This is a genomic window from Pseudomonas sp. RIT-PI-a, from assembly GCF_001187875.1.
In the GTDB taxonomy this organism is placed as follows: Bacteria; Pseudomonadota; Gammaproteobacteria; order Pseudomonadales; family Pseudomonadaceae; genus Aquipseudomonas; species Aquipseudomonas coleopterorum.
This window is the reverse complement of the sequence record NZ_LGIR01000034.1, coordinates 46444-68732: the sequence shown is the minus strand read 5'-3', so window position 1 is coordinate 68732 and position 22289 is coordinate 46444. Positions and strand designations below refer to the sequence as shown.

Here is a 22289-nt window from a genome sequence, read left to right as displayed (position 1 = left end):
ACGCGCTTGCTAGAGGTAGTGCCGCGTCCAACGGTCGCGGTCGAAGGCGGCGCAAGGTGCACCGCAATTAAGGCCCGCTCCTGCGGGCGTCGCGTTTTCTACTGGGTGAACAACCAATTGGCTTTGCCCAGGCTGATGATCTTGGGGAACTCGGAGGCGGTCACCACGGTGGTGCAGTAGTGCTCACCGCAATCCCACGGGTTCTCGCTTTCGCGCATGCCCACCCCGGCCTGGCGTGTGTCGATCAGCCGCGCGCCGCCCTGCAGCAGGGCGCTGGACTGGATCCGTACCGGCCGCGACTGACCCACCGCCCAGACCACCAGCACCTGTTCATCACCCTTGGCGAAGCGCAGTTGGTACAGCGTGTCGCTGATCACGCTGTGCTTGGCGTCGTAGCGGTACTGGGTCAGGTACGGTGCAATCGCCTTGAGCGTGGTGTACGCCGGCTTGGGGTTCAGGTCGTTGTCGAGCAGGCCGAAGTTGTGTTCGCGCTCCTTGGGATCGCGGCCGTCGTTGAGCAGGTCGTACCACCACATGCCCTGGATCGCCGGATGAATCCGCGCCAGGAAAAACCCTCGCGCCAGGTACGCGGCCTGGGTGGTTTCGCTGACCCCGCAAGGCTCGTCGGCGCTGGGCCAGCTCATTTCCGTCAGGTACAACGGCACCGGGCGCTCGGCCAGGGCGTCGAGGCGGCTGGAGATGTCGCTCAGCCACTTGATCCAGCTTTCCGGGGTGTTGCCTGCATGGTCCTTGCGGCAGTGGACATACGGGTGCAGCGACAAGCCGTCCAGATCGTCCATCACACCGGCCTCTACCAGCCGGTCGGCGAAGCCTTCCTGCAGGCCCTGAGTGGTTACCGCGCCGGCCACCAGGCGCACGTCTGGGTCGTTGCTGCGCACCAGCGCGCTGGTTTCCTTGATCAGCGTGGCGTAGTCCTGGCTGAAGGCTTCGCTGGTCGGGTCTTCCAGGTCCCATTCGTTCCAGATCTCGTAGAAGTCCACCTGGCCACGCAGGCGCCGGCTGATGAAGTTCACGTAATTGGCGAAGGCATCGCGCACGAACGGGCTGCGCGGTTTCGCATCTTTTTCATACCACTGGTTGCCGTAGCCCAGGATGAGCATGTTGCCGATCTGCCGTTCGCGCAGGGCCTGCAGATAGCGCTGCCAGCCCATCGGAAAGTTCAGGCGCTTGGGCTCCAGTTCTACTGTTGACCAGAACAGGTCATCGCGGGCCGAGGTGATGCCAGCCTCTTTCATGAGCAAGGTCGGCCGTGCCACCGGCGCGCTCGAATGAAGCAGATGGGTACCGACCCCGACGATGAAAGTGTCGGCGGCCTTGGTGTTCGCATGGGTGAACAGCCCCAGCAGTAACCAAACCATACGTTGCAGCAATCTGGGCATAAAAAGGTTCACGTCAGTTGAAGGCCATCGGGGTAGTCATCACGGTTGCTGCGACGTCGCTCGGTAATCAACCACTGCACAGGCATGGCCTTGCGGCGCAGGGCATGGGCGATGGCCATGCCCAGAAAGATCCCGCAGACCGGCACTTCCAGCACGTCAGTCGTCCAGCCCACCACCACCACGCACAGGGAAATGCTCAACAGGGCGCGAGCCATCCAGCTGTTCTTGCTGCGCAGTGTCATCAGCAGTGGCAGGAGCAGCGCGTAGAGCATCGGGCCCATGACGCCGAAACTGGCCCACAGGTACATGAACAGACTGTCAGCCACGGCCGGGTACTTGACGTTGTCCACGGGAAACATGTTCACCGCGCTGCCGACCATGCCCAGGCCGCCGCCCGTCCAGCTCCAGTCGCGGCGGGCCACTTCATCGGCCAGGCGCGGCCAGGTGTTGATCATGCGGTCATACAGCGACACCAGGCTGCCTTCGGCGCCACTGGCGGCCAGGCTCGGATCCAGCGGCGTCCACAGGCCAACCAGCGGCAGCACGGCGCCCATGCCCACCAGTACGACGAAGGCCACTCGGCAGAGCAGGCGCTGGTTGTAGAACGGCATCACCAGCAACACGGCGATGAGCGCCACGGCGGTGGACTTGTTGGTGGTCACCAGAATGGTCACGAACGCCACGCCCAGCAAAGCAAGCAGCAGCACCTTGGAGCGGGTGAAGGCGCACAGATACAGGGTGAAGACCGCGGTCAGGGTGGCGGCGGTGGTCGACATCCGCGCGAAACCTGCAGGTCGGTCGATACCGTCGGCTGCCCAGGTCATGTTACCGGTCAGCTCCTGGTCGCCCAGGTTGTAGCTGTAGCCTTTCCAGGGCACCGAAAACAGGCTGTCGGCGTACACGCCGACGATGGTGGCCAGCAGGCACAGGCCGATCGCCCAGCCCAGCAGCTTGCGGCGTTGTTCCAGATGCTCCCCGCAGACCAGCCCGAACAGCAGCGGAATGTAGCCGAACAGGGCGAACAGCGGGTTCACCAGGGCCGCGCCGTGGAGCATGCCCAACCCGGCCGAGACGACCAGGCCCAGCAACAGGATCCAGAACAGGCGGTGGGTCTTGAGCGTGGTCAATTCCAAGGCGAACAAGCCCACGCACAGCACCTTGGGCAGGTACAGCAAGGCCGAGATGCCGGCCTGGTCGAAGTAATAGCGCAGCGCACCGGAAAACGTCTCGACTAGCAGCAGGGCGATCGCGGTCCAGACCACCAGCGTCGACTTGTTCATCGCAAGTCGTGTCGCCGGTGCCTCAAAGCGACTGAGTGACAGGGCTGATTTCATGATGGACATTTCTTCTTTGCAGAACATCGAGGAACAGCTGTTGATAACTGTCGAGCATCCGTTCCTGGTCGAGCAGGTGCTCGACGCTGTTACGCGCCTGGGCGCCCAGGCGTTCGCGCAGCTCGGGGTCGCGGTACAGCTGCAGCATCGCCAGACCCAGGGTCTGTGGCTCGTCTGGGTTGCACAGCAGACCGTTGACGCCGTCCTGGATGATCTCCGGCAGGCCGCCGCGGGCACTGGCGATCACCGGCACCGAGTGGGCGCAGGCTTCCACTGCCACCAAGCCGAACGGCTCGTTCCAGATCGAAGGCACGATGGCCACGTCGATCTGCCGATAGAAACTCTCCGGCGACTGATAGCCGACGAAGTGGATGTTTTCGCCGCTGGCTTCAAGCTTGAGCACCTGCTCGTAGTCCAGCTGCCCGCGCCCGGCGATCTGCAAGGTGGCGTTGAACGGCAATCGCTTGAACTGATCGATCAGCCAGCGCAGGCCCTTGGGCTCGGACAAGGTGCCCAGGTAACCGAAGCGCAACGGTTCGCCTTGGGCCATGCGGGTGAAACGCGACGGTGCAGGGTCGATCTTCGGGCTGGCGTTGTAGATCACCTGCTGCGAAGCGTTGCGGAAGAAGCGTGCGTCGGTGAGCTTGCCCAGCAGGTGCTGGCTGACCCCCACCACAGCGTCGACCTGGGCCGAGCGTTCGGCATGGCCCTGGCGGAAGTGCCTGCACAGCGTGCAGGGCACCTTGCAGGCGGCGTTCTTCTTGAACATGTTGCTGCTGGGGCACATCAGGTACATGTCGTGCAGCACCTGCACCAGCGGCAAACCGGAGGCGGAAATCTCGTCCCACGCCGACACCGACCAGCCACTGAGGTTGTGGCACACCACCAGGTCGACGTGCTCGGCGGCCAGCACTTCGCGCAGGTAGCTGCGCATGCCCATGTTGTACTTGTCGCGCAGATGCCAGCCCAGCCGGGCCAACGCGCCTGGGCGCTGCTCGCTGAAGTGCCAGTAGGTGTTGAGCAGCCCGGCGCGGTAGACCTTCACGCCCTTGACGTATTCATGCTTGAGGCCCGCATCGGGGCCGGTGCTCAGCACGCAGACCTGATGGCCACGCTGCTGCATGCCCTCGACCGTGCGTTGCAGAACGATTTCAGCACCGCCACCGATATGCGGCGAGTACAGGCTGCTTAGGAACAGTATCTTCATAGTGGGTAGGATTCATGAATGCCCAGACGACCCGATTCCCCGTCACGCATGGCTTGTTCGAGCAAGCCCAGGCGTCGGTCCGAACCGCTCCTTTTTGCGAAATAGCGCAGCAACAGCAGAAACACCGAGCGATTGAGCCGATACAGCAGCGTCGAGCCAGCCCACACGTGCTTGTCGAACCAGGCCTGATTGCGCGCGGTGTAATAGGCGCGCAGGTCCGAGTTGCCGAGCAGGAAGCTCTCGAAAATGTTGTTGGTGCGGGCCTTGGCATTCCACGACTCTTCCAGGTCGTCGAGCAGCGCCTCGGTCACCAGGAATATCTGCCCGCCGCTGGCGGTGATGCGCCAGGTGTATTCGGTGTCGTCGGCATACAGCAGCAGGTCTTCGAGCGGCAGGCCGATGCGCTGGAACACGCTGCGGTGCGCGAGCAGACCGCCATAGGTGGTGAAGGGCAGTTGCACCAAGGGCTTGCTGGCCGCCTTGCGCCCGGCCGGTTTTCCCCAGGGCGTACGCCGCCACAGCTTGTAGGGCAGTTGGGCAATGTGGAAACCGAAGCAGCTGGAGCGCAACTGGATCGCATAGCGATGCGGCACTCCGGCGGCGATGTCGGCCTGGTGGTTGGGGCGAAAACCGATCACGGCCGCCTTGTCCACGCCCACGATGCGCTCGCACTCGTGCAGCCGCTGGTGCAGGGTCTCGACAGCGCCGAGGGTGGGTGCATTGTCGTCGTCCATCAGCCACAGGTATTCAGCGCCCTGTTGCAACGCCGCCTCGATACCGACCTTGTAGCCATTGGCCGAACCGGTGTTGCTGGGCAACTCGATCACGGTGATCTGGGTCGGCCATTGCGTGCGCAGCGAATTCAGATCGGCGCGCGACGCGTTGCTCACCACCACCACCCGTTCGATGTGTGCAGAGGCCAGCGAACGCTCGATCAGCGCTTCGAGGTAACCAAGGCGGTCGCCGTACGTCAGTGTCACCAGGGTGGTCTTGGCATTCATCGAACTGCTCTCCTGAAGCATCGTATGTCGGTGCGCCGCTCAGCAGGCGTGCGCGGTAAGCCGCTGCAGGCTGCTGCGCGGCAGGCTGATACGCTGTTCGCGCTGCAGCAGGTTGAGCAGGATCACGGCGCGTTCGTCGCCGTCCTCGCAGAGGAAAATGGCCTGCACTTCACTCTCGCCGGTGCGCACTCGCACCGCTTCGCCTTCGGTGAAACGCACCGCGTTGGCGGCGCTTGCCTGGGTGCGCTGGCGAATGCTGGCGATCAGGCTGTCCGGTACCGGGCACGGCATGCCGCCGAAGGCGACGACGCGGCACACGCCACGGGTGGAGCGGATCGGGTACCAGTTGTCGTTGCAGTCCAGGCGAATGAACAGGTAGCCGGGGAACAAGTCCTCGTCGGCCACGCGGCGGCTGCGGGTCAGGGCAGGGGCGGCGCGTAATGGGCGAAAGCACTCGTATTGCTGACGCAGCAGATGTTCTTCGGCACGGGCTTCCTGCCGCGGCTTGGTCTGGATCAGGTACCAGTTGGCATTGCTGTCGAAGTCGTTCATGAGCGCATCTCGATGGCGTGGACGGAAGGACTGGTGGCCACCCTGTGGGTGTCCTGTGCAGCGCTCGGCTTGAGCGTGCTGTAGCACGGCAGCCATTGGCGAATCCGCGATACGGGGTTGAACATCAGCACGTCGATGATCGACAGGTTGGGCACGAACGGGTCTTTGAACTGCGTGTAGCAAAGCTCGTCCATGCGGTGGAAACGCAGCTCCAGGTCGTGGCGGGCGAAGTACTCTTCGTCGTACAGCGCCGTGCCGCCGATAGGATTGAGGTAGCGCTGCGCGCCGAAGTGGCGGGCCAGCTTCACCACGCGGTCCTGCTTGTCCTGCACCTGGCGCTCGTCCACCGGCAGGGTGGAGGCGACGTGGATCGGCGTGTCGATCTGCAGGTATTCGCAGACCTTGCGCAGCGAGTACTCCAGGTACAGCGCCAGGTTGCGTTCCGGGCAGGTCATCAGCGGCTTGAGCAGCGCCAGCACGTCGTCGCGGTAAGGCGCCCGGGAGTAGCTCATGGCAATCGTCTTGAGCAGCTTGCCCAGCACCTGCGGAGCACTATCGCTGAGCTCGCGCTGGTTGATCGCCAGGTCCGAGCGGTCCTTCTTCAGCGGCAAGGTGAACAGGGCCGGCGCGCCACAGCTGAGCAGCCGGTTGCGGTTGACCCAACCCGGATGGACGTACTGCAGGTTGTCGCCGAGCACAAAGGCATCAGCGCCGGCGATCAGCTGGAAATAGCCGAAATAGGGAAACCAGTAAGGCTGCATCATTGCAACGGTGCGGGGCATCGGGAGACTCCTGCCTGGATCGGCGATCACTTCTTGCTCGGCGAATAGTCGTAGCCGTAGGCAGCGCAGTCGTACTCGGCGGTGGACGCCTTGCGGATCACGCCGTTGAATATCGCGCCCTTGACCAGCACGCCGTTCTGCGCAAGACGACGCTTGCTGACCTCGATCTCCTTGACCGAACTCTGGCCGAAGCGAGCGACCAGCAGGGTGGTCCCGGCCTGGCGCCCGATCAGGCTGGCGTCGGTCACGGCAATCACCGGCGGAGTGTCGATGATCACCAGGTCGTAATGCGGCGACAGCTCGCGCAGCAGCTTGCTGAAGTTGTCATGCATCAACAGTTCGGAAGGGTTGGGCGCGGCAAAGCCGCAGGCGATCAGGTGCAGGTTGTCCACTTCGGTGGCATTGATCACCTCGGTGTTGCCCAGGCGCGCGGCCAGGGCATCGGACAGGCCGTGCTTGGGCTGCAGGCCGAACGATCGGTGCAGGTAGCCCTTGCGCATGTCGCCGTCGATCAGCAGCACGCGCTTGCCGGCCTGGGCAATGATCACCGCCAGGTTGGCGCTGACGAACGACTTGCCCACGCCGGGCATGGGGCTGGTGATCATCAGCACGTTGTTGCGTGCTTCCATCATCGCGAAGTGCAGGCTGGTGCGCAGGCTGCGCAACGACTCGATGGCCAGCTCGCTCGGCGCGGCCACGCTGAGCAAGCGCGATTCGCGGTTGGTCACACCCTTGCCACGTTTCTTCTGCAAACGTTCCTGCTGGCGCGACAGCGGCAGCGAGGCGTACACCGGCATGCCCAGGCTCTCGATCACCTCGGGGTTTTCCACGCCGCGGTAGAACGCCTGGCGGATGAAGATGATGGCCACGGCGACCAGGGTGCCCAACAGCATCGCCACCAGAACGATGACCGCGCGCATCGGCTTGACCGGCTCTTCGATGTTGCTGTCGGCCTTGTCGATGATGCGCACGTTGCCGATGTTGCCGGCGCGGATGATGTCCTGCTCCTGGCTCTTGTTCAGGACCAGGGTGTAGGTCTGGGTGGTCACCTGCATGTCACGGGTCAGGCGCAGCAATTCCTGCTGAGTCTCGGGCAGGCCCTTGATCTGCGCTTGCAGGGAGGTCTTCTGCGACTCGATCTGGCTGATCTGCTGGCTCAACGCTGCCGACGCGGGATGCTGACGGGTGTACAGGCGATCCAGGTCGGTGCGCTTGAGGCGCAGCTCCGAGAGTTGGGCGTCGTAGGCGACCATCTGGTCGAGCAGGGCCTTGGTCTCAAGGGTGATGTCCACCGACTTGGTACGCATCTGGAAGGCGTGCAGGGCTTCTTCGGACTTTTCCAGTTCCTTGCGCACCACGGGCAGTTGCGAGCGCAGGAAATCCAGGCGCTGGGCCGCTTCGGCCGAACTGCGTTCCACGTTCTGGCGCACGTACAGGCGGCTGACTTCATCCAGCACGCGGTTGGCCTGGACTGGGTCGGTGTCGTTGATGCTCAGGTAGACGATGCCCGAATCCTTGCCCGACTCGGCTACGCGCAGACGCTGCTGATAGTCCAGCGAGGTGTTGAGCAGGCGGTTCTTCACCAGGCGAAATTCAGTGCCGGGGCGAGCGGTGAGCTCGGCCAACTGCAGAGTCACGCCGTTGCCCTGGCTGACCTCGCCGACACGGCCGCTGAGCAGTGGCGCGCCGTCGGTACCCACGAGGCGATACGTGCCGTTCGGCCCGGCGATCAGGGTCAGGCGCTCGCCCAGCAGGTTTGCCGGCACGTCCAGGTTGAACACGTCGATCTTCTCGCCGCCCCAGGCGAACGCCTCCAGACCGAACAGCGGCGCGGCCAGTGTCTGGTTGCCGGTCGGGGTGAATTCGCGCGCCATGTAGCGCCCGATCGCCGGGAAGTAGCGCGGCGTGGCCACCACGTCCAGCTTGAGGTCGCTGACCACCTGGCCCAGCACGGTACGCGACTTGATCAGCTCGATCTCGGTCACCGCTTCCGATACCGAGGACGGCTTGGTGTTGAGCTGCGGGGTCGCATCCAGACCGACCTTCTTCGGTTCGATCTGGATCATGGCGTTGGCCTGGTACACCGGCGTGGCGACCACGGCGTAGAAAGCACCCAGCAGCGTGAACAGAGCCACGACTCCGGCAATCAGTTTCTTGTGATCGAACAAGGTCCGAAGAATCGTCGCGAGATCGATCTGGGTGTCCTTGTAGTACTCCAGGTTTGAACGGTTCATCGCGGTCATCTTTGTCGATCCTCGGAACTCAGGTAGGGCAGCCAGCCTTCGATACACCGAGTCAATTCGGTGTAGGTCCTTTGAAAGGCGGCAATGGGGCGGCGATAGGGATCGTCGATTTCGAAATCGTCGCGCCACTTGCCGATCAGAAACGTTTTGCCGCGCGTGTGCGGGGCCGTGTCGGTGATGCTGCGCAACTGGCGCTGGTCCATGACCAGAATCAGATCGGCCCAACGCACCTGCTCGTCGGTCAGCTGGCAGGCAGCGTGCGCCGGCCGTGGCACTTGGTTGTCGGCCAGTACCTGTGCGGTCAGGCTGTCCATGTCTTCGCCAACACAGGCCCTCAGGCCCGCCGATTCAACCTGCAGGTGCGGCGCGTGGTGACGCAACAGCGCCACTGCCATGGGGCTGCGGCAGATGTTGCCGATGCAGATCACCAAAACCTTGTTGATCATCTCGTCTTCAGCCTCTCGCCGCGGCCGGCGTCAGGCGCCGTATCAGGTTGCGGCTGACGTTGCCCGACACATGCAGCAGGGCGCGGAATTTCTGTACCGGACGGATCGCCGCCACACACATGCCGGACACCTGCACCAGAAAGTGCTCGTAGAGCACGCGGTCGCCCTGGCGGAAGTAGTAGTTGGCCAGGCACGCGTAGGTGTGCAGGGTCATCTGCAATTTGTTCTGGCCCGGGCGCTGGGAAAAGATCCCGCCAGGGTGCAGGCGGTAGCGTGCCGGGGCGATGTCGGCCAGGTACTTGCCCTTGCCGTGGGCACCGAGCATCGACCACCAGCACAGGTCCAGCACCGGCGCTTGCGCAAGCTCGCGGGGCAGCTCGTGCAGCACGTTGCGAAAGCAGGTGGTCAGGGTCGAGATCGGGCGGGCCTTGAGCAGGTCCATGGCGCTGGCATCGGCCTGGTACTTGCCGATCAGTTGGATACCCCGTTCACCTTCGCTGTCGAACGCCATGGCGTCGTGGTAGGTCAGCACGTAATCGGCGTTGGCTTCGAGGAAGTTCACCTGCTTCTGCAACTTGAGCGGGTCGATCCAGTAATCATCGCCCTCGCAATAGGCGATGTACTTGCCGCGGGCCCTGTTGAACAGCGCTGGAAAGCACCAGCGTCCCAGCTGGTATTGGTTGTGCTGATGAATCACCGGCTTGATGAGGTTCGGGTACTGCTCGGCGTAGCGCTCGATGACCTGCGTCGTGCCGTCGCTGGAGGCGTCGTCGTTGATCAGTATCTCGAAGGCGAACGTGGTGCGTTGCGCCAGAAAGCTGTCCAGGGTCTGCTCGATGTACTCGACCTGGTTGTAGGCCGGGCAGGTGATCGACAGCAACGGTTCCTGCCCCTGTGGCCAGGCCTGCATGATCTGTTGTTCGGTCCGCTTCATCGTTCGGCGCTCGCTCTGCTCAACTTGAGGAAGACCCGCAGGGCCAGTGGTTTGTAGGTGGCGGCCACCAGGGCCAGGGTCAGCACGCCACACACGGCCAGGGCGGCGAAGATCACCAGTCGGTCGCTGGAGCCGCCGGCAATGGCCTTGAACAACGGATGGGTCAGCAGCACGCCGAACACGGTGCTCAGGCTGATGCGCAGAATGTCGTGCAGCCAGGGCCGGTGCAGGCCGGGCGCCAGGCGCCGATGCACCACTTGTGGCCACAGCGCGAACGACACCAGGCGCAGCATGAACCAGGTCACGGCCGCGCCCAGGGCGCCCCAGCCGTACACCGCGATGATCATCGCCGGCACGCTGATCACGGCCGACACCACGCTGTAGCCGATGTGCAGGCGCATTTCGCCGTAGGCGTATTGCAGGTGGTACTGGAACGCGCTGACCGCCAGGATGGCGCTGCCCAGGGCGTACCAGAACAGGATCGGCGCCCCCCACTGAGCGGCTTGTGTATCACCGCTCCAGGCAAACAGCAGCGGCTCGGCATGGAACGCGATGATCGCCGCCAGCGGAAACAGGAAGGTGCTGACGAAGCGGCTGGCACCCAGGTACAGGGCATGCATGTCGCTTTCGCGGCCTTCGGCGACCTGTACCGTCATGCGCGGCAGCAAGGTCTGCACCAGTGGGTTGATCATCATCATGATGCCGGTGGTCAGCAATGCGACCAGCGAGAAGTAACCGTATTCGGCCAGCGGCAGCACTTTGGACAACAGCACCTTGTCGAGCTGGGTCAGCACGATCCAGACCACGGCGGTCAGCGATACGCTGGCCGCGAACGGCAGGATCGGCTTGACCAGCGCCCAGTTGAACCCGCTCAACGGGGTCGGTGCAGGCAGGTGGCGGTAGGCCTTGGCAGCGAAGATCAAGGTCTCCACCAGCGCCACGAACAGCTGGAACTCGAAGAACACCTGCGCGTCCTGCGACACCCAGGTCACCAGCACCAGGCCGCCGAAGTAGCGCAGCGTGGCGATGACCACGTTGGCGTTGTTCAACCAGGCGTGCATCTCCAGGCCTTGCAGGCCGCTCTTGTACAGCGTGGCGAACAGGCGCAGGCCAACCATCACCCCCATCAGAATCACGCAGTTGACGATGGTCTGCGGCTCCAGTGCCTGGGCCTGCAGCCAATGGGCGGCCATCCAGTCGCTGGCCAGGTACACACCCAACGCGCACATCAGTGCCATGGGCAGAAACACCAGCTCGAAGGAGCGCATCAACCAGCCGCCGATACGCTTGGCCGCCGCGCTGTCGCTGCTGCCCTGGTGATGAGCGATCTGGCGCACCAGCGACGGCGACACACCAGCGTCGAGCAGCAGCAGCCAGGCCTGCATCACGGCATAGAAGCCGATCAAGCCATAGGCCTCGGCACCCAGATGGCTGAGGTAGAACGGCATGATCAAGATGCCGATCACCAGCGCATAGGCCTGGCCCAGGTAGCTGAGGGCCGTGTTGTGGATGACCGAAAGCTTCTTCATCGACGCGTGCCCTGGTTCAACGAATTCATGCCTGTTTTCATACAGCGGTGGCCCATGAAACGGATTGTGGGTAACTCAGTTCGTGGCCGCGCAGCAGGGTGTCGACGACCTGGTCCTGAGTCGCCCGCGCCAGACCGGGGTAGATGGGCAGGCAAAGCACTCGCTCGCTCAGACTGCGCGACTGGTACTGGACCGCTTGCGGCTGCAGATATTCAAGAGTGTCGAGCGAAGGGTAGAAATAACGCCGTGGATTGATGCCGCCGGCTTGCAGTTCGGTGCGCATGGCCAGCACCTGGGTTTCGTTCTGCAAGGCTACCGGGAAATAGCTGTAGTTGACCTGGCTGTCGTCGGCCTGGCGTTGCAGGTCCAGATAGCCACCCAGGCGCTGGCGGTAGTAATGACCCATCTCGGCGCGACGCTCGAGGATGTTGTCGATGTCGTCGAGCACGCTCAACCCCATGGCGGCGCAGAATTCGTTGAGCTTGGCGTTGGTGCCCAGCCCCTCGATCTTGTCCACGTCGGTGATGCCGAAGTTGCACAGCTTGCGCACCCGCGCCGCGACTTCATCGTCGTTGGTGACGATCGCGCCACCCTCGATGGTGTGGAACAACTTGGTGGCATGGAAACTCAGGGTGCTGGCATCGCCCCAGTGGTACACGGACTGACCAGCGTGCTTCACGGCAAAGGCGTGGGCGCCGTCGTACACCACCTTGAGACGGTACTGACGAGCGATTGCTTCGATGCGTTCCACTGCGCAGGGATTGCCGAACACGTGAGTAGCGACGATGGCGCTGGTGTCGGCCTGCAGGCTGCCTGGAATCTGCTCTGGGTCCAGGTTCCACGTGTGCGGATCGATGTCGGCGAACACCGGACGAATACCTTCCCAGTGCAGCGAACTGCTGGTGGCCACGAAGCTGAACGGCGTGGTCACGGCGCTGCCGGAAAGGCCTAGGGCGCGGTAGGCCACTTGCAGCGCCAGCGTGCCGTTATTGGTCAGGATCAAGTGGCGCACGCCCAGGTAATCCTTGAGGCGCTCCTCCAGCTCGCAGCACAGCGGACCGTGGTTGGTCAGCCAGTGGGACGCGTAGATACGGTCCACATAGGCCTTGAACTTGTCGATGTCGCCTAGATAGGCCTTGGTTACGTTGATCATTCGCTGCTCCCTGGCGGCTCGCCATTCCCGTGGTATCCAACACGTTATTGTCCGCTCAGGACGCCTGACTTTTGCTGCGAGCGACTGCGCGTCGGGCGCGGTGCTGGTTGAGCCGCAGGATCATCCGTGTGGTCAGGCTGCCGGCATGAGGGTCACCGTAGTGGAACAGCGCAGTGGCACGCCGGTGCGCCGGATCGCACGGCTGGTTGGCATGCAGCGAACGGTAGCCCCAGAAGAAATACACGTTGCCAGGTTTCATGCGCAGTAACAGCGGCTTGAGCCAGCCGCGCTCGATGCACCAACCCATCAGGCGCCGGCACAGCGGGTTCTGATACAGCACTTTCTCGGCAGCGTTGAACAGCACGCTGCCCCGCACCTTGCGCAGGTTGGGAAACAGCACCAGGTCGCCGCGATCCTTGCCCTGCTCGGGGATGAAGATCGGCACCAGCATGGTCAGCAGGGTGGCATCGAAGTGAAACGCGTTGGATTCCTTCAGGCCGCTGTGGCCTTGCACGCAACGCAATACCGGGAACACCTGGTCGCTGGGCGCAGCATGGCCCTGGCCCTGCTCATGCAGGCGCGCCAGGTGCTGGCGAAACTCGCTCGACATCGCCGTGGCCGCCAAGCGGCTGCCCACCAGCGGCGCATTGCCGTGATAGGCGAAGTACTGATGGTTATGGCGCGCGGCCTGGTCATCCACATAAGCACGAAGTTCTTCCAGCACGTAGGGCGCCAAAGCGTTTTCCAGTACGGCATAGCCCTGTTCATTCATGTCGACCGCCAGGCGGTTCGACGTGCTTTCATCCAGGTTGAACAAATGTGACATGAGGAAGAACCCTCCTTGGACACGCGGTTGATTGAACGCCATAACTAACGTTCTCTGTGTTTGGGCAAAGCTACCGCCCGGTTCGTACTTGACGATCCTTGAAATGTGCAACTTCCAACTTCGCGTACTGCAATGAACATGACGGACTGCACAGGCCAGAGCACACGGCGCGGACCGCTCATTGAGGTCAGCGCTTACAGGGCAATGGGGTAGTCGTCGGGTCTGCGCGACACTCTTCGGCGTCGCTGCAACTGCTGTGTTGGCGGCAGATGGGGTGATATATCGGCTTTGGCGGGAGGACTGTCAATTGCTTTCGTCAAAAATAGCGCGCCGATTAGAATCGCCTTGATATAATTACATATGCAATTGATTTATAAGGTAATTTATTTTTGGCGCTGGCATATTGCTGCTTTCTTTGACGTTTTTGAAGTTTTCCAGCTGGGGAGCCCGTCAGTGGACCGCAAACCCGCGCAGTTACTGGGCCCGATCATTTCGCAAGCGGCGTAAAACAGTAAAATCCACACAAAAGCCGACTATTTACCGTCGTCAAAAAAAAACCACCATGGGCCACAAAGCACGCCCATGATGGTTTATTGACATCACTCACTCGCCCCTCCCGCCACACCCCCCATCCCGTAGGAGCGGTCAGCGGCCGCGAAAAGACACCCCGGTGTGTCAGACAGGCCCCAGTCAAGCTTTCAGGGTCCAAGACCCCGCCTACAAATCGGCAACATCAATAAAGCTCGGTCCGCCTGTCGTTCAGATAGGTGAACGCACTGCGCGCCGATGCCAGAGAGGCCTTGTCCAACGTACCGACGATCAACGCCTCATCCCGACCCGCCTTGGCAATCTGCTGCCCATCGGCACCGGCAATGCTGCTCAGCCCGCAGTACTCGAACTCCATCTCGTTGCCGCAATAGTTGGCATACGCCACGTAGCACTGATTCTCGAATGCCCGGCTGCGCACGGTCACCTCGGCAATGAATCCGTAGGGGACCATATTGGCGGTGGGCACCAGAATCAGCTCCGCCCCTGCTGCCGCCAATCGACGCGCGTTTTCCGGAAACTCCAGGTCGTAGCAGATCAGCAGGCCCAGCTTCCAGCCATTGAGTTCGAGCACGGCAGGGGCCTGTTCGCCTGCGCTGAACATGGCGCGGTCGGCGTCGCCGAACAGGTGGGTTTTGCGGTAGTTGCCCAGGCGCTCACCGGTGCGGTCGATCAACTGCACCGAGTTGTACACGTTGCCCTGTTCATCCAGCTCTGGGTAGCCGTACACAATGGCCAGGCCGAATTGCCGAGCGATCTGCGCGACCTGTTCGGCGTTGGCACCGTCGCTGGCCTGGGCCAGATTGCGGGCCACGCCCGCGCCAATGTTGTAGCCACTCAGAAACATCTCCGGCAGTACCAAGAGTTCGACATCCCACTGTGCAGCTTCACGGGCGCGCGCCTGCAAGCGGGCAAGGTTGCCCTCGACGTCGAGCGGTTGGGACGGGCATTGGTACAAGGCTATGCGCATGCGGGCTCCTGTTGCGATCAAGGAAGCGGTCAATCCGACAGGGCAATGGGCCCCAGTTCATCGAAAACATCCCCAGGCCCGGGGTTTTCCGGGTGAGTGTAGCCGTCGAAGTGGGTCATGATGCCCCACACCGCGTTCAGCGACGTCTGCACCGCGCCTTCGACCCAGGCAGGCGTCCATGACACGTCGTCACCGGCGATGAAGATACCGCGTTGTGCATCAGGCAACGCGCTTTGCATAAAGTGCGCATACATGCGCTGGTTGTAGCGGTAGTGGCCGGGCAGGGCGCCCTTGAAAGCGCCGAGGAAATACGGATCGGCTTCCCATGACACGGTGATCGGATCACCGATGATGCGCGCGGCGATGTCGACTTTCGGGTAGATCTTCTTCAAGGCATCCAGGGCCAGCTTGACGCGCTTCTCCACAGGATGAGGAAGCATCTTCAGGGCATCGCTCATCCAGGCATACGACAGGCAGATCACCCCCGGTTTGTCGTCGCCGTGGTCGAACAGGTAGGTGCCACGGGTCAGGCGGTCGGTGAGAGTCATGCTCATCAGATCGCGGCCGGTCTCGGGGTCCTTGTCCTTCCAGAACGGCCGGTCGACCATGACGAAGGTCTTCGAGGACTGCATGTAGCGGGTACGGTCCAGGGCCATCCACATCTTCTGCGAAAACAGCGTTTCCTCGCATTCGATCTGAGTGGTCAGCAACCAGCTCTGGCAGGTGGTCAGCACGGCCGCGTAATGCCGCGTGTCGTCCCAGTGATCGGTGACCGCAAAGCGGCCATCTGCGGCCCGGGCGATCTTCTTCACGCCACCGCGCGGCGCGCCGCGGTGCAGCGACGCCAGGCTGGTGCCGGCAGGCCAATGAGCGCAGCGCTGGGGCACATGCTTCCACAAACCCAATGGCACCTGCTCGACGCCACCGACCACCAGATGCTGGTGATCGTCGCAGTTGGTCATCACCACGCGGAAGATTTCCAGCATCGAATTGGGAAAGTCCGAATCCCAGCCGCCGGTACCGAAACCCACCTGGCCAAACACTTCTCGGTGATGAAACGACAGCTGGGCAAAGGCCTTGGACGTGGCCACGAAATCATAGAAGGTGCGGTCGTCCCACAGCGGCACCAAGGTGTTCCACAGCTCCTTGAGACGAGGCACATCGCGGTCGCGGATCGCCTGCTGGATATCGCCGAAACGGGCGCCTTCTTCCAGCGCGTCGGCCCAGGCGTCCGCGACCTCCTGAAACAGTGCTGGCAGGTCGGCCAAGGTCTGGCCGTAGTAGGTCTCGCCTTCCAGGTCGATCACCGTGCTGCCCGAGGCCGGGGTCAGCGGGTTGGGGAAGGGCTTGGTCTGCAGGCCGAGCTTGTCGACGTAGTGGTAGAACGCGGTAGACGACACCGGGAAACGCATCCCGCCCAATTCGGCGACGATATCCTCGGTGCCTTCGAACTTCTGCGAGCGCAGCCGTCCGCCCATTTTCGACGCCTCATAGACCACGGGCCGCAGCCCCAGCTTCATCAGCTCGTAGGCCGCCACCAGCCCGGCGATCCCGGCGCCGACGATGGCCACTTCGGCACCGTGGTGGTGTTCGGGAATCACCCCCAGCCCGGCCGGATGCTCGATCCAGTCGTCGAAGGCGAAGGGAAAATCCGGACCGAATACGGTGACGGGCTTCTTGCCGTCGGCGGGGTGACGCGAAGTTGGGCTCATGGCGGGACCTTGGCTGAACGAGGAAAACGCAGGTTCATTCTAGGCAAGCGTGATGAGGTTAATAAGACACAAAGTGTCGTCGATCTGACGTTTTATCGGTCGTAAAGACGTGTCGGCGCTGCATTGTGCAAAGCGAGGGGTTCAATCCCGGCGGTCGACCTTGTTGCTGAGGATGATCGACGTCGTGGTTTTCTCTACCCCGTCGACGCTGCCGATCTGGTCCAGCAGTTGGTCCAGTTGCTCCGGCGAGTCGGTGCGTAGCCAGGCCACGTAATCGAACTCGCCACTCACCGCGCACAGTTGCTGCACCTGCGCCATGCCACTCAGGCGTCGCACTACGTCCTTGCCCGAGCGCGGTTGCACGGTGATGCCGACGTAGGCCTGCAGGCCGCCGTCCAATGCGTGCTGGCCGAGCCGCACACCGTACCCGCTGATGACCCCTGAGCTTTCCAGCCGAGCCAGCCGCGCCGTGACCGTCGTGCGCGCAATGCCCAATCCGCGCGCGAGCATCGCCACACTCTCGCGGGCATTGAGCTGCAGCGCGGCAATCAATTGGCGATCTATGGCATCCAGGGCAAGCGGGTGGCGGTCGGACAAGGCGGGGGCTCCATAGGCAAGTCAGTGCGGCGCATTAGGCCATTTATCGACGCCCGGCTCAAAGCAATGTTGCCAAGGGCGATCCTTCAGGTCTTTCAACCGCTGTTGCTCCTCGTTGCGTTAGTTGAATGGAAAGTTTGACGCAACGGATGAAAAGTCCGCTGCAACCGGCTGTTTGTGGCGTCAGGCGAACGGCAGGCCGAGTGCAGTGGATTGATTAAATTGAAGTGGCAAAACAATTAATCCCTCTATAGTTCGCTTGCCGAACAACGCCCCTTTCATCCCCTGACCAAACAGTCCGCTGCTCGCGGCCATGGAGAGCAAGGAACATGAGTTCAACCCGTGGCATGCACCTGCCCACCGTAGTGGCCGGTCTGATGCTGGCCTGCGCCGTGATCGCCAGCTTTCTGGCCAGCAGCGGCCCGATTCAGTGGATGGACAACGGCCTGATGCTTGCCGAGGCCGCCCACGGCTCGTTCTTCAGCACCTCCCTGGGGCCGGTCAGTCATCCGTTCCACGCACTGGTGAGCCGTGTCGTCCACGCGCTGCTGGGCATGCACCTGCTCAGCCTGCTCAACGCCATCCTGTTGCTGCCGCTGGCGCTGGTCGTGCATGGCCTGACGGTCAGCGTCGGCGCTGCGCGCCACCTGGCGCTGCTGTCGGCCACGGCAACGGTATTGGCCCACGCCGTGTTCTGGGCGTCCACCAAGGCCGAGCCCTATGTGCTGCATGCCGTGCTGATCATTGGGGCTTACTGGCTGTGCTTCGCCACACCCGCGCGACTTGGCGCCACAGCGCGCCTGCTGGCCATCGGTGTGCTCAGTGGCCTGGCCCTGGCGATACACCCGTTGACGCTGGTGGTGCTGTTGCCGATGTACGTGCACCTGGCCATTCAGCACAGACTGCGCCTGCTGCTCGTCCTGCCTGCAATTGCGCTGGGGTTTGCACCCGCTTTGCCCGCTGTCATCGGCGACCTGGACAGCGGCATGAGCCTGTTCGAAATCGCTCGCCGTTACCTGGCCGGTCCCGACCAGTTGGCGATCATTCCCGGCGGCCGCAACGACACGCTGTGGCGTTTCGACGACATGTGGCACGAAAAGAACGCCGTGGTGCTGCTGGGTTTGTCACTGATCGGCCCGCAACTCATTGGCCTGCTCGTATGGCCGAAAACCCGCGCCCTGCAAGTGCTGTGGGCCGCGCTGCTGCTCAACTTCCTGTTCGCCGTGTCCTACGGCGTATTCGACCGCTTCACCCTGTTCCTGCCCGGCATCGCCTTGGCCAGCATCCTGGGCGTCGCTCACTTGGCCAGGTACCTGCCTGGCAATCGCTTCGGCGTCGCCGCGCTCTACCTTTCGGTCGTGGCCGGGCCGGCGGCCCTGCTGTCGATGTGGGGGCTGTACGCCAATGGCTGGGTCAAACTGCCGACCCATACCGAAGCGCTGCCGTTTCGCAACGACATCCGCTACTACCTGGTGCCCTATCTGCAGGACCGCTCTGCAGAACAGTTCGCCCGCACCTACGAAACCCTGGTGCCCCCCGGCGCCCTGGTCGTCGCCGACCCGACCCCACTGGGCGCCCTGCGCTCGGCCCAGGCCAACGGCGCGCTACGCGGCCGCATCCTGCAAGGCTGCGAACAGAGCACCAACATCCCGCCTTACCTGAACGGCGCCGGCGCGTTCCTGCCACGCACCAGCTTTTGCGGGAACATTGGCGAGCAGTACCGGCTGCAGGAAAATTTGCTGGGGTTTCGCCTGCAGGCCAAGTAAGTGCTTCCGGAGAAGCCTAAAGGCTGCATTTTGTGCCAGCCGAAGCTTTATTTTCACAAGGGTTAGGTATACGTTACATTGACCTCAATTTGTCACGTATACACAACATGGATTACGAGCTCATTGCTACCCGTCTGGGCGCCCAAATCCGGCAACGCCGCCTCAATCGTGGCATGACTCAAGCCCGGCTCGCCGCATTGGCTTTTGTCACACGGCAGAAGGTCATTGCGATCGAGAAGGGCGACCACTCGGTCGGCATGACTGCCTATGCGCGTGTGCTCGCTGCGCTGAATTGCGAACTTACGGTCATCCCTGCCGTGCTGCCCACGCTGGATGAAATTCACGGGATATTCGACTGATGCCGACCCTACTGCAGGTTTCAACCCCAGAGGGAGAGAGCGGAAGAGTGCTACGCAGCGAAGATGACTACATCTTCCGCTATTGCGATGACGCCGCCGCGCACACCGCGATCAGTCTGCTCATGCCCCCGCGGATAGATGAATATCGCCATCGAGAACTTCATCCCATCTTCCAGATGAATCTGCCTGAGGGTTACGTGCTGGAGCAGCTGCGTAATCGCCTGGCCAAGGTGACAAACGTCGATCCAATGCTACTCCTGGCACTTTCAGGCAGCAGTTCGCCCATCGGGCGAGTCGCAGTCAAATCGCCGGAAGTCGATGCGCTGTTGCAACGCCAACAGTTCCCCGGAGAAAGGCTGGATGAGATCCTCGCCTGGGATGGTGCCGAGGACATCTTCGCCAGCCTGGTTGATCGGTACATCCTGCGTGCCGGCATCTCAGGGGTGCAACCCAAGGTGCTGGTACCTGAGCATCAAAACCACGCTCCGCAGCGATTCACTTCGAAAACGTCGGAACTGATCATCAAGAGCGGCCGAGATGAATTCCCTGGCCTGGCGATCAACGAGTTTCTCTGCATGTCCGTGGCCAAAGCAGCCGGCATCGTCGTGCCGGAATTCTACTTGTCCGATAACACCAAACTGTTCGTCATGCGCCGCTTTGATCGGGACGAGCAGCTCAACCCCATTGGCTTCGAGGACATGACAGCCCTCATGGGCCTGGCTGCCGAACAGAAGTACAGCAAGAGCTACTCGTCCATTGCCAGAGCCATCCGTATGTTCTGCGCCCCTGACCGGATAGAGCATTCACTGTCTCAGCTATTCGCGATCGTGACTCTCAGCTGCATCGTCGGCAACGGCGATGCCCATCTGAAAAACTTCGGACTGCTCTACGCCAATCCCGCCCAAGGCGATGCACGACTTGCACCCGCCTACGACATCGTCAACACCACGGCCTATATCCCTGACGACGTACTTGCCCTGGACCTGATCGGCAACAAATCAATGTTCGCCTCGCGGCAGGGCTTGCTGGATTTCGCCCAGCTCTGTGGTGTGGAGCAGCCCCAAGAAGTTATCCGCACGCAACTGCAGGCGTTGGAGCAAGTGCTGGCGAGCTCGGGTGAGGTGATGGAGCAAGCGCAGCACGTGGTCACTGCAATACAGAAAAGTGCCGATCCGTTCAGGCAAACATTTGGGTAGTTTGCCTCTCGATGCGGAGTCTAGTGAAGGGCAGCACCCTAGAGACTTTGCATGAATCTACACTTGGGGAACGCCGAACATCCCCAAAACTGCTGCCCGGCATTGGCTCCTGTTTTCCGCGTGCGGATGAGCAGCGCACTACCGCACTTCGGGCAACAACGTTCAGCGCTTGGATCGCTGCGACGCTTGAGGTGTTGCACGTGTTCGCGATGAGTCACAAGGCTCGGCGCCAGACGTCCGGCCTTCAATGCTTGCAACATGTCATCGACTTCCGCCTCGCTGAACACAACCTGCCGAAACGACTTGATATAGCGGATGAAGCCGATGCCCCGCGTTACGTTGGCCGGCATCTGGGTCTTGAACGTACTGCCCCCGACGAACGTGATGACCGAATGCAGATGCGCAGGGCTGACATCCAAAGCGGCTTCCAATGCCCTCAGGTGTTTGTAGTTCTGCCGAAGGGGATTCTGGAATTTGAAACTGCGCCTGGGAAATCTCTGCGTCCACTGCGCTTGTTGCTCAGTGCCGAAAATCCAGCCGCTCATGTTCTTCGTTTCCAGCACGAAAATGCCATGGACCGAGAGGAACACATGATCGATCTGCGTCGTGCCGTCCGGCGTATTCAAGGTGACGTTATGCAGACGACGGTAGATCTGCGCGTCCAGTTGCCAGTGCGCAAACAGGCGCACCAGCAACTCGCCGATATGACCCTTGGCCCATGGCGATTTGAACAGCGTGATCAGCAACAGGAGCGGTAGCGCCCAGCTCAGCGTTCCCCAGAGCTGGGCGATGACAGGTGTGAAGTCCATTTCTCAACCTTGATGACAGTACTGATCCAGCCTGGCTGGATTATTTCGGCGTTTGCGCGCCACTGGCCGTGGACGATGCTTCGGAGCCGGTTGCCGTCTTGAAGTACGCCACATGATAGGCCAAGCCGACGAAGACCGCGCCGCCCACGGCATTACCCAGGAATACCGGCACGAAATTATCGGCGAACTGCGCCCAGCTCAACGCCCCGGCAAAGATCGCCGCTGGTATGACGAACATGTTGGCAACAACGTGCTGGAAGCCGATCGCGACAAAAGCCATCACCGGAAACCACATGCCCACCACCTTGCCGACCACATCCTTGCTCGCGTAGCTGAGCCACACCGCCAGGCACACCAACCAGTTGCAGCCAATACCGGAAATGAACGCCTGCTCGAAGCTGGCCGACACTTTGGCATTGGCGATAGCCACGGTCTTGCCCATGAAGGCGCCTTCGGTCAAGCCGACCAAATGCCCGAAGCAGTAGGCAACGAACAGCGCGCCAATCAGGTTGGCCAGCGTCACCAGCGCCCAATTGCGCACCAGCTGGCTCAAACCGATACGCCCGGCGAACAGCGCCATGGGCAGGCTCATCATGTTGCCAGTCAACAATTCGCCGCCGGCCAGCACCACGAGAATCAACCCCACCGGAAACACCACAGCGCCCAGCAGGTTACCCAGCGACGCCCAATCACTGGGGATCATGGTGCTCACATGAATGTCGAGAAGAAATCCGAAGGCGATGAAAGCGCCCGCCAGAAATCCAAGGATCATCAACGAAGAGAGGCTCAGATGGGCTTTCTTGAAGCCGCTTTCGACGGCAATTTCGGCAATTTGCTGCGGGGTATTCAAAGACATGGCGGGCTCGTGCGTGATCGTGGGCTGAGCAGGGGGACGACAAGCTCAGACGGTGCGCGCATCTGTCGCAC

The 22289-nt window shown here is 62.0% G+C and carries 20 protein-coding genes; 3 read left to right on the top strand and 17 right to left on the bottom strand.

Annotation, left to right across the window (positions count from 1 at the left end):
* Positions 1-98: 98 nt before the first annotated feature.
* The 15 genes from AC788_RS20735 to AC788_RS20665 all read right to left on the bottom strand — a co-directional run bounded on the left by AC788_RS20735 (position 99) and on the right by AC788_RS20665 (position 17232).
* Positions 99-1379: a hypothetical protein gene (locus AC788_RS20735; RefSeq protein WP_236690552.1), complete on the bottom strand. Its 1281-nt coding sequence runs from the start codon at positions 1377-1379 to the stop codon at positions 99-101.
* A gap of 29 nt (positions 1380-1408) precedes the next feature.
* Complete coding sequence (locus AC788_RS20730) at positions 1409-2680, bottom strand: hypothetical protein (protein WP_049862442.1); 1272 nt, start codon at positions 2678-2680, stop codon at positions 1409-1411.
* Positions 2681-2702: 22 nt separating this feature from the next.
* Entirely contained in the window at positions 2703-3941 is a 1239-nt protein-coding gene (locus AC788_RS20725) for a glycosyltransferase family 4 protein (RefSeq protein WP_049862441.1), read from the bottom strand.
* A complete protein-coding gene (locus AC788_RS20720; protein WP_049862440.1) occupies positions 3938-4942 on the bottom strand; it encodes a glycosyltransferase in 1005 nt (334 codons plus the stop codon). Before AC788_RS20720 ends, AC788_RS20725 begins: the two co-directional genes overlap by 4 nt.
* A 39-nt stretch (positions 4943-4981) precedes the next feature.
* On the bottom strand, positions 4982-5494 hold the full coding sequence (gene rfaH, locus AC788_RS20715; RefSeq protein ID WP_049862439.1) for a transcription/translation regulatory transformer protein RfaH: 513 nt from the start codon (positions 5492-5494) through the stop codon (positions 4982-4984).
* On the bottom strand, positions 5491-6276 hold the full coding sequence (locus tag AC788_RS20710; protein ID WP_082223737.1) for a WbqC family protein: 786 nt from the start codon (positions 6274-6276) through the stop codon (positions 5491-5493). Before AC788_RS20710 ends, rfaH begins: the two co-directional genes overlap by 4 nt.
* Positions 6277-6302: 26 nt before the next feature.
* Complete coding sequence (locus AC788_RS20705; RefSeq protein WP_049862438.1) at positions 6303-8519, bottom strand: polysaccharide biosynthesis tyrosine autokinase; 2217 nt, start codon at positions 8517-8519, stop codon at positions 6303-6305.
* Positions 8516-8965, bottom strand: a complete 450-nt coding sequence (locus AC788_RS20700) for a low molecular weight protein-tyrosine-phosphatase (protein ID WP_049862437.1) — start codon at positions 8963-8965, stop codon at positions 8516-8518. Before AC788_RS20700 ends, AC788_RS20705 begins: the two co-directional genes overlap by 4 nt.
* Positions 8966-8972: 7 nt before the next feature.
* The gene (locus tag AC788_RS20695; RefSeq protein WP_049862436.1) at positions 8973-9899 is read right to left on the bottom strand and encodes a glycosyltransferase family 2 protein; all 927 of its coding nucleotides are present in this window, start codon (positions 9897-9899) and stop codon (positions 8973-8975) included.
* Positions 9896-11428 carry a lipopolysaccharide biosynthesis protein gene (locus AC788_RS20690; protein ID WP_049862435.1) on the bottom strand — a complete coding sequence of 511 codons (1533 nt, stop codon included), beginning with the start codon at positions 11426-11428 and terminating at the stop codon, positions 9896-9898. Before AC788_RS20690 ends, AC788_RS20695 begins: the two co-directional genes overlap by 4 nt.
* A 37-nt stretch (positions 11429-11465) precedes the next feature.
* Entirely contained in the window at positions 11466-12581 is a 1116-nt protein-coding gene (locus AC788_RS20685; protein ID WP_049862434.1) for a DegT/DnrJ/EryC1/StrS family aminotransferase, read from the bottom strand.
* A gap of 55 nt (positions 12582-12636) precedes the next feature.
* Complete coding sequence (locus tag AC788_RS20680) at positions 12637-13407, bottom strand: hypothetical protein (RefSeq protein WP_049862433.1); 771 nt, start codon at positions 13405-13407, stop codon at positions 12637-12639.
* A 733-nt stretch (positions 13408-14140) separates the two neighbouring features.
* A complete protein-coding gene (locus AC788_RS20675) occupies positions 14141-14923 on the bottom strand; it encodes a carbon-nitrogen hydrolase family protein (RefSeq protein WP_049862432.1) in 783 nt (260 codons plus the stop codon).
* A 29-nt stretch (positions 14924-14952) separates the two neighbouring features.
* Complete coding sequence (locus AC788_RS20670; RefSeq protein ID WP_049862431.1) at positions 14953-16635, bottom strand: flavin monoamine oxidase family protein; 1683 nt, start codon at positions 16633-16635, stop codon at positions 14953-14955.
* Between the two features lie 141 nt (positions 16636-16776).
* Entirely contained in the window at positions 16777-17232 is a 456-nt protein-coding gene (locus AC788_RS20665) for an Lrp/AsnC family transcriptional regulator (RefSeq protein ID WP_049862430.1), read from the bottom strand.
* Positions 17233-17561: 329 nt separating this feature from the next.
* On the opposite strand from AC788_RS20665, the gene AC788_RS20660 reads away from it, so the two are divergent.
* The 3 genes from AC788_RS20660 (at position 17562) to AC788_RS20650 (ending at position 20553) form a co-directional block, all read left to right on the top strand.
* The gene (locus AC788_RS20660; protein ID WP_049862429.1) at positions 17562-18998 is read left to right on the top strand and encodes a hypothetical protein; all 1437 of its coding nucleotides are present in this window, start codon (positions 17562-17564) and stop codon (positions 18996-18998) included.
* A 107-nt stretch (positions 18999-19105) separates the two neighbouring features.
* The gene (locus AC788_RS20655) at positions 19106-19357 is read left to right on the top strand and encodes a helix-turn-helix transcriptional regulator (protein WP_049862428.1); all 252 of its coding nucleotides are present in this window, start codon (positions 19106-19108) and stop codon (positions 19355-19357) included.
* Entirely contained in the window at positions 19357-20553 is a 1197-nt protein-coding gene (locus AC788_RS20650; RefSeq protein ID WP_049862427.1) for a type II toxin-antitoxin system HipA family toxin, read from the top strand. Before AC788_RS20655 ends, AC788_RS20650 begins: the two co-directional genes overlap by 1 nt.
* A gap of 38 nt (positions 20554-20591) precedes the next feature.
* Here AC788_RS20650 and AC788_RS20645 read toward each other — a convergent pair whose 3' ends face one another.
* Positions 20592-21362 carry a nuclease-related domain-containing protein gene (locus AC788_RS20645; protein ID WP_049862426.1) on the bottom strand — a complete coding sequence of 257 codons (771 nt, stop codon included), beginning with the start codon at positions 21360-21362 and terminating at the stop codon, positions 20592-20594.
* Positions 21363-21402: 40 nt separating this feature from the next.
* The gene (locus AC788_RS20640) at positions 21403-22218 is read right to left on the bottom strand and encodes a formate/nitrite transporter family protein (protein ID WP_049862425.1); all 816 of its coding nucleotides are present in this window, start codon (positions 22216-22218) and stop codon (positions 21403-21405) included.
* Between the last annotated feature and the right edge of the window lie 71 nt (positions 22219-22289).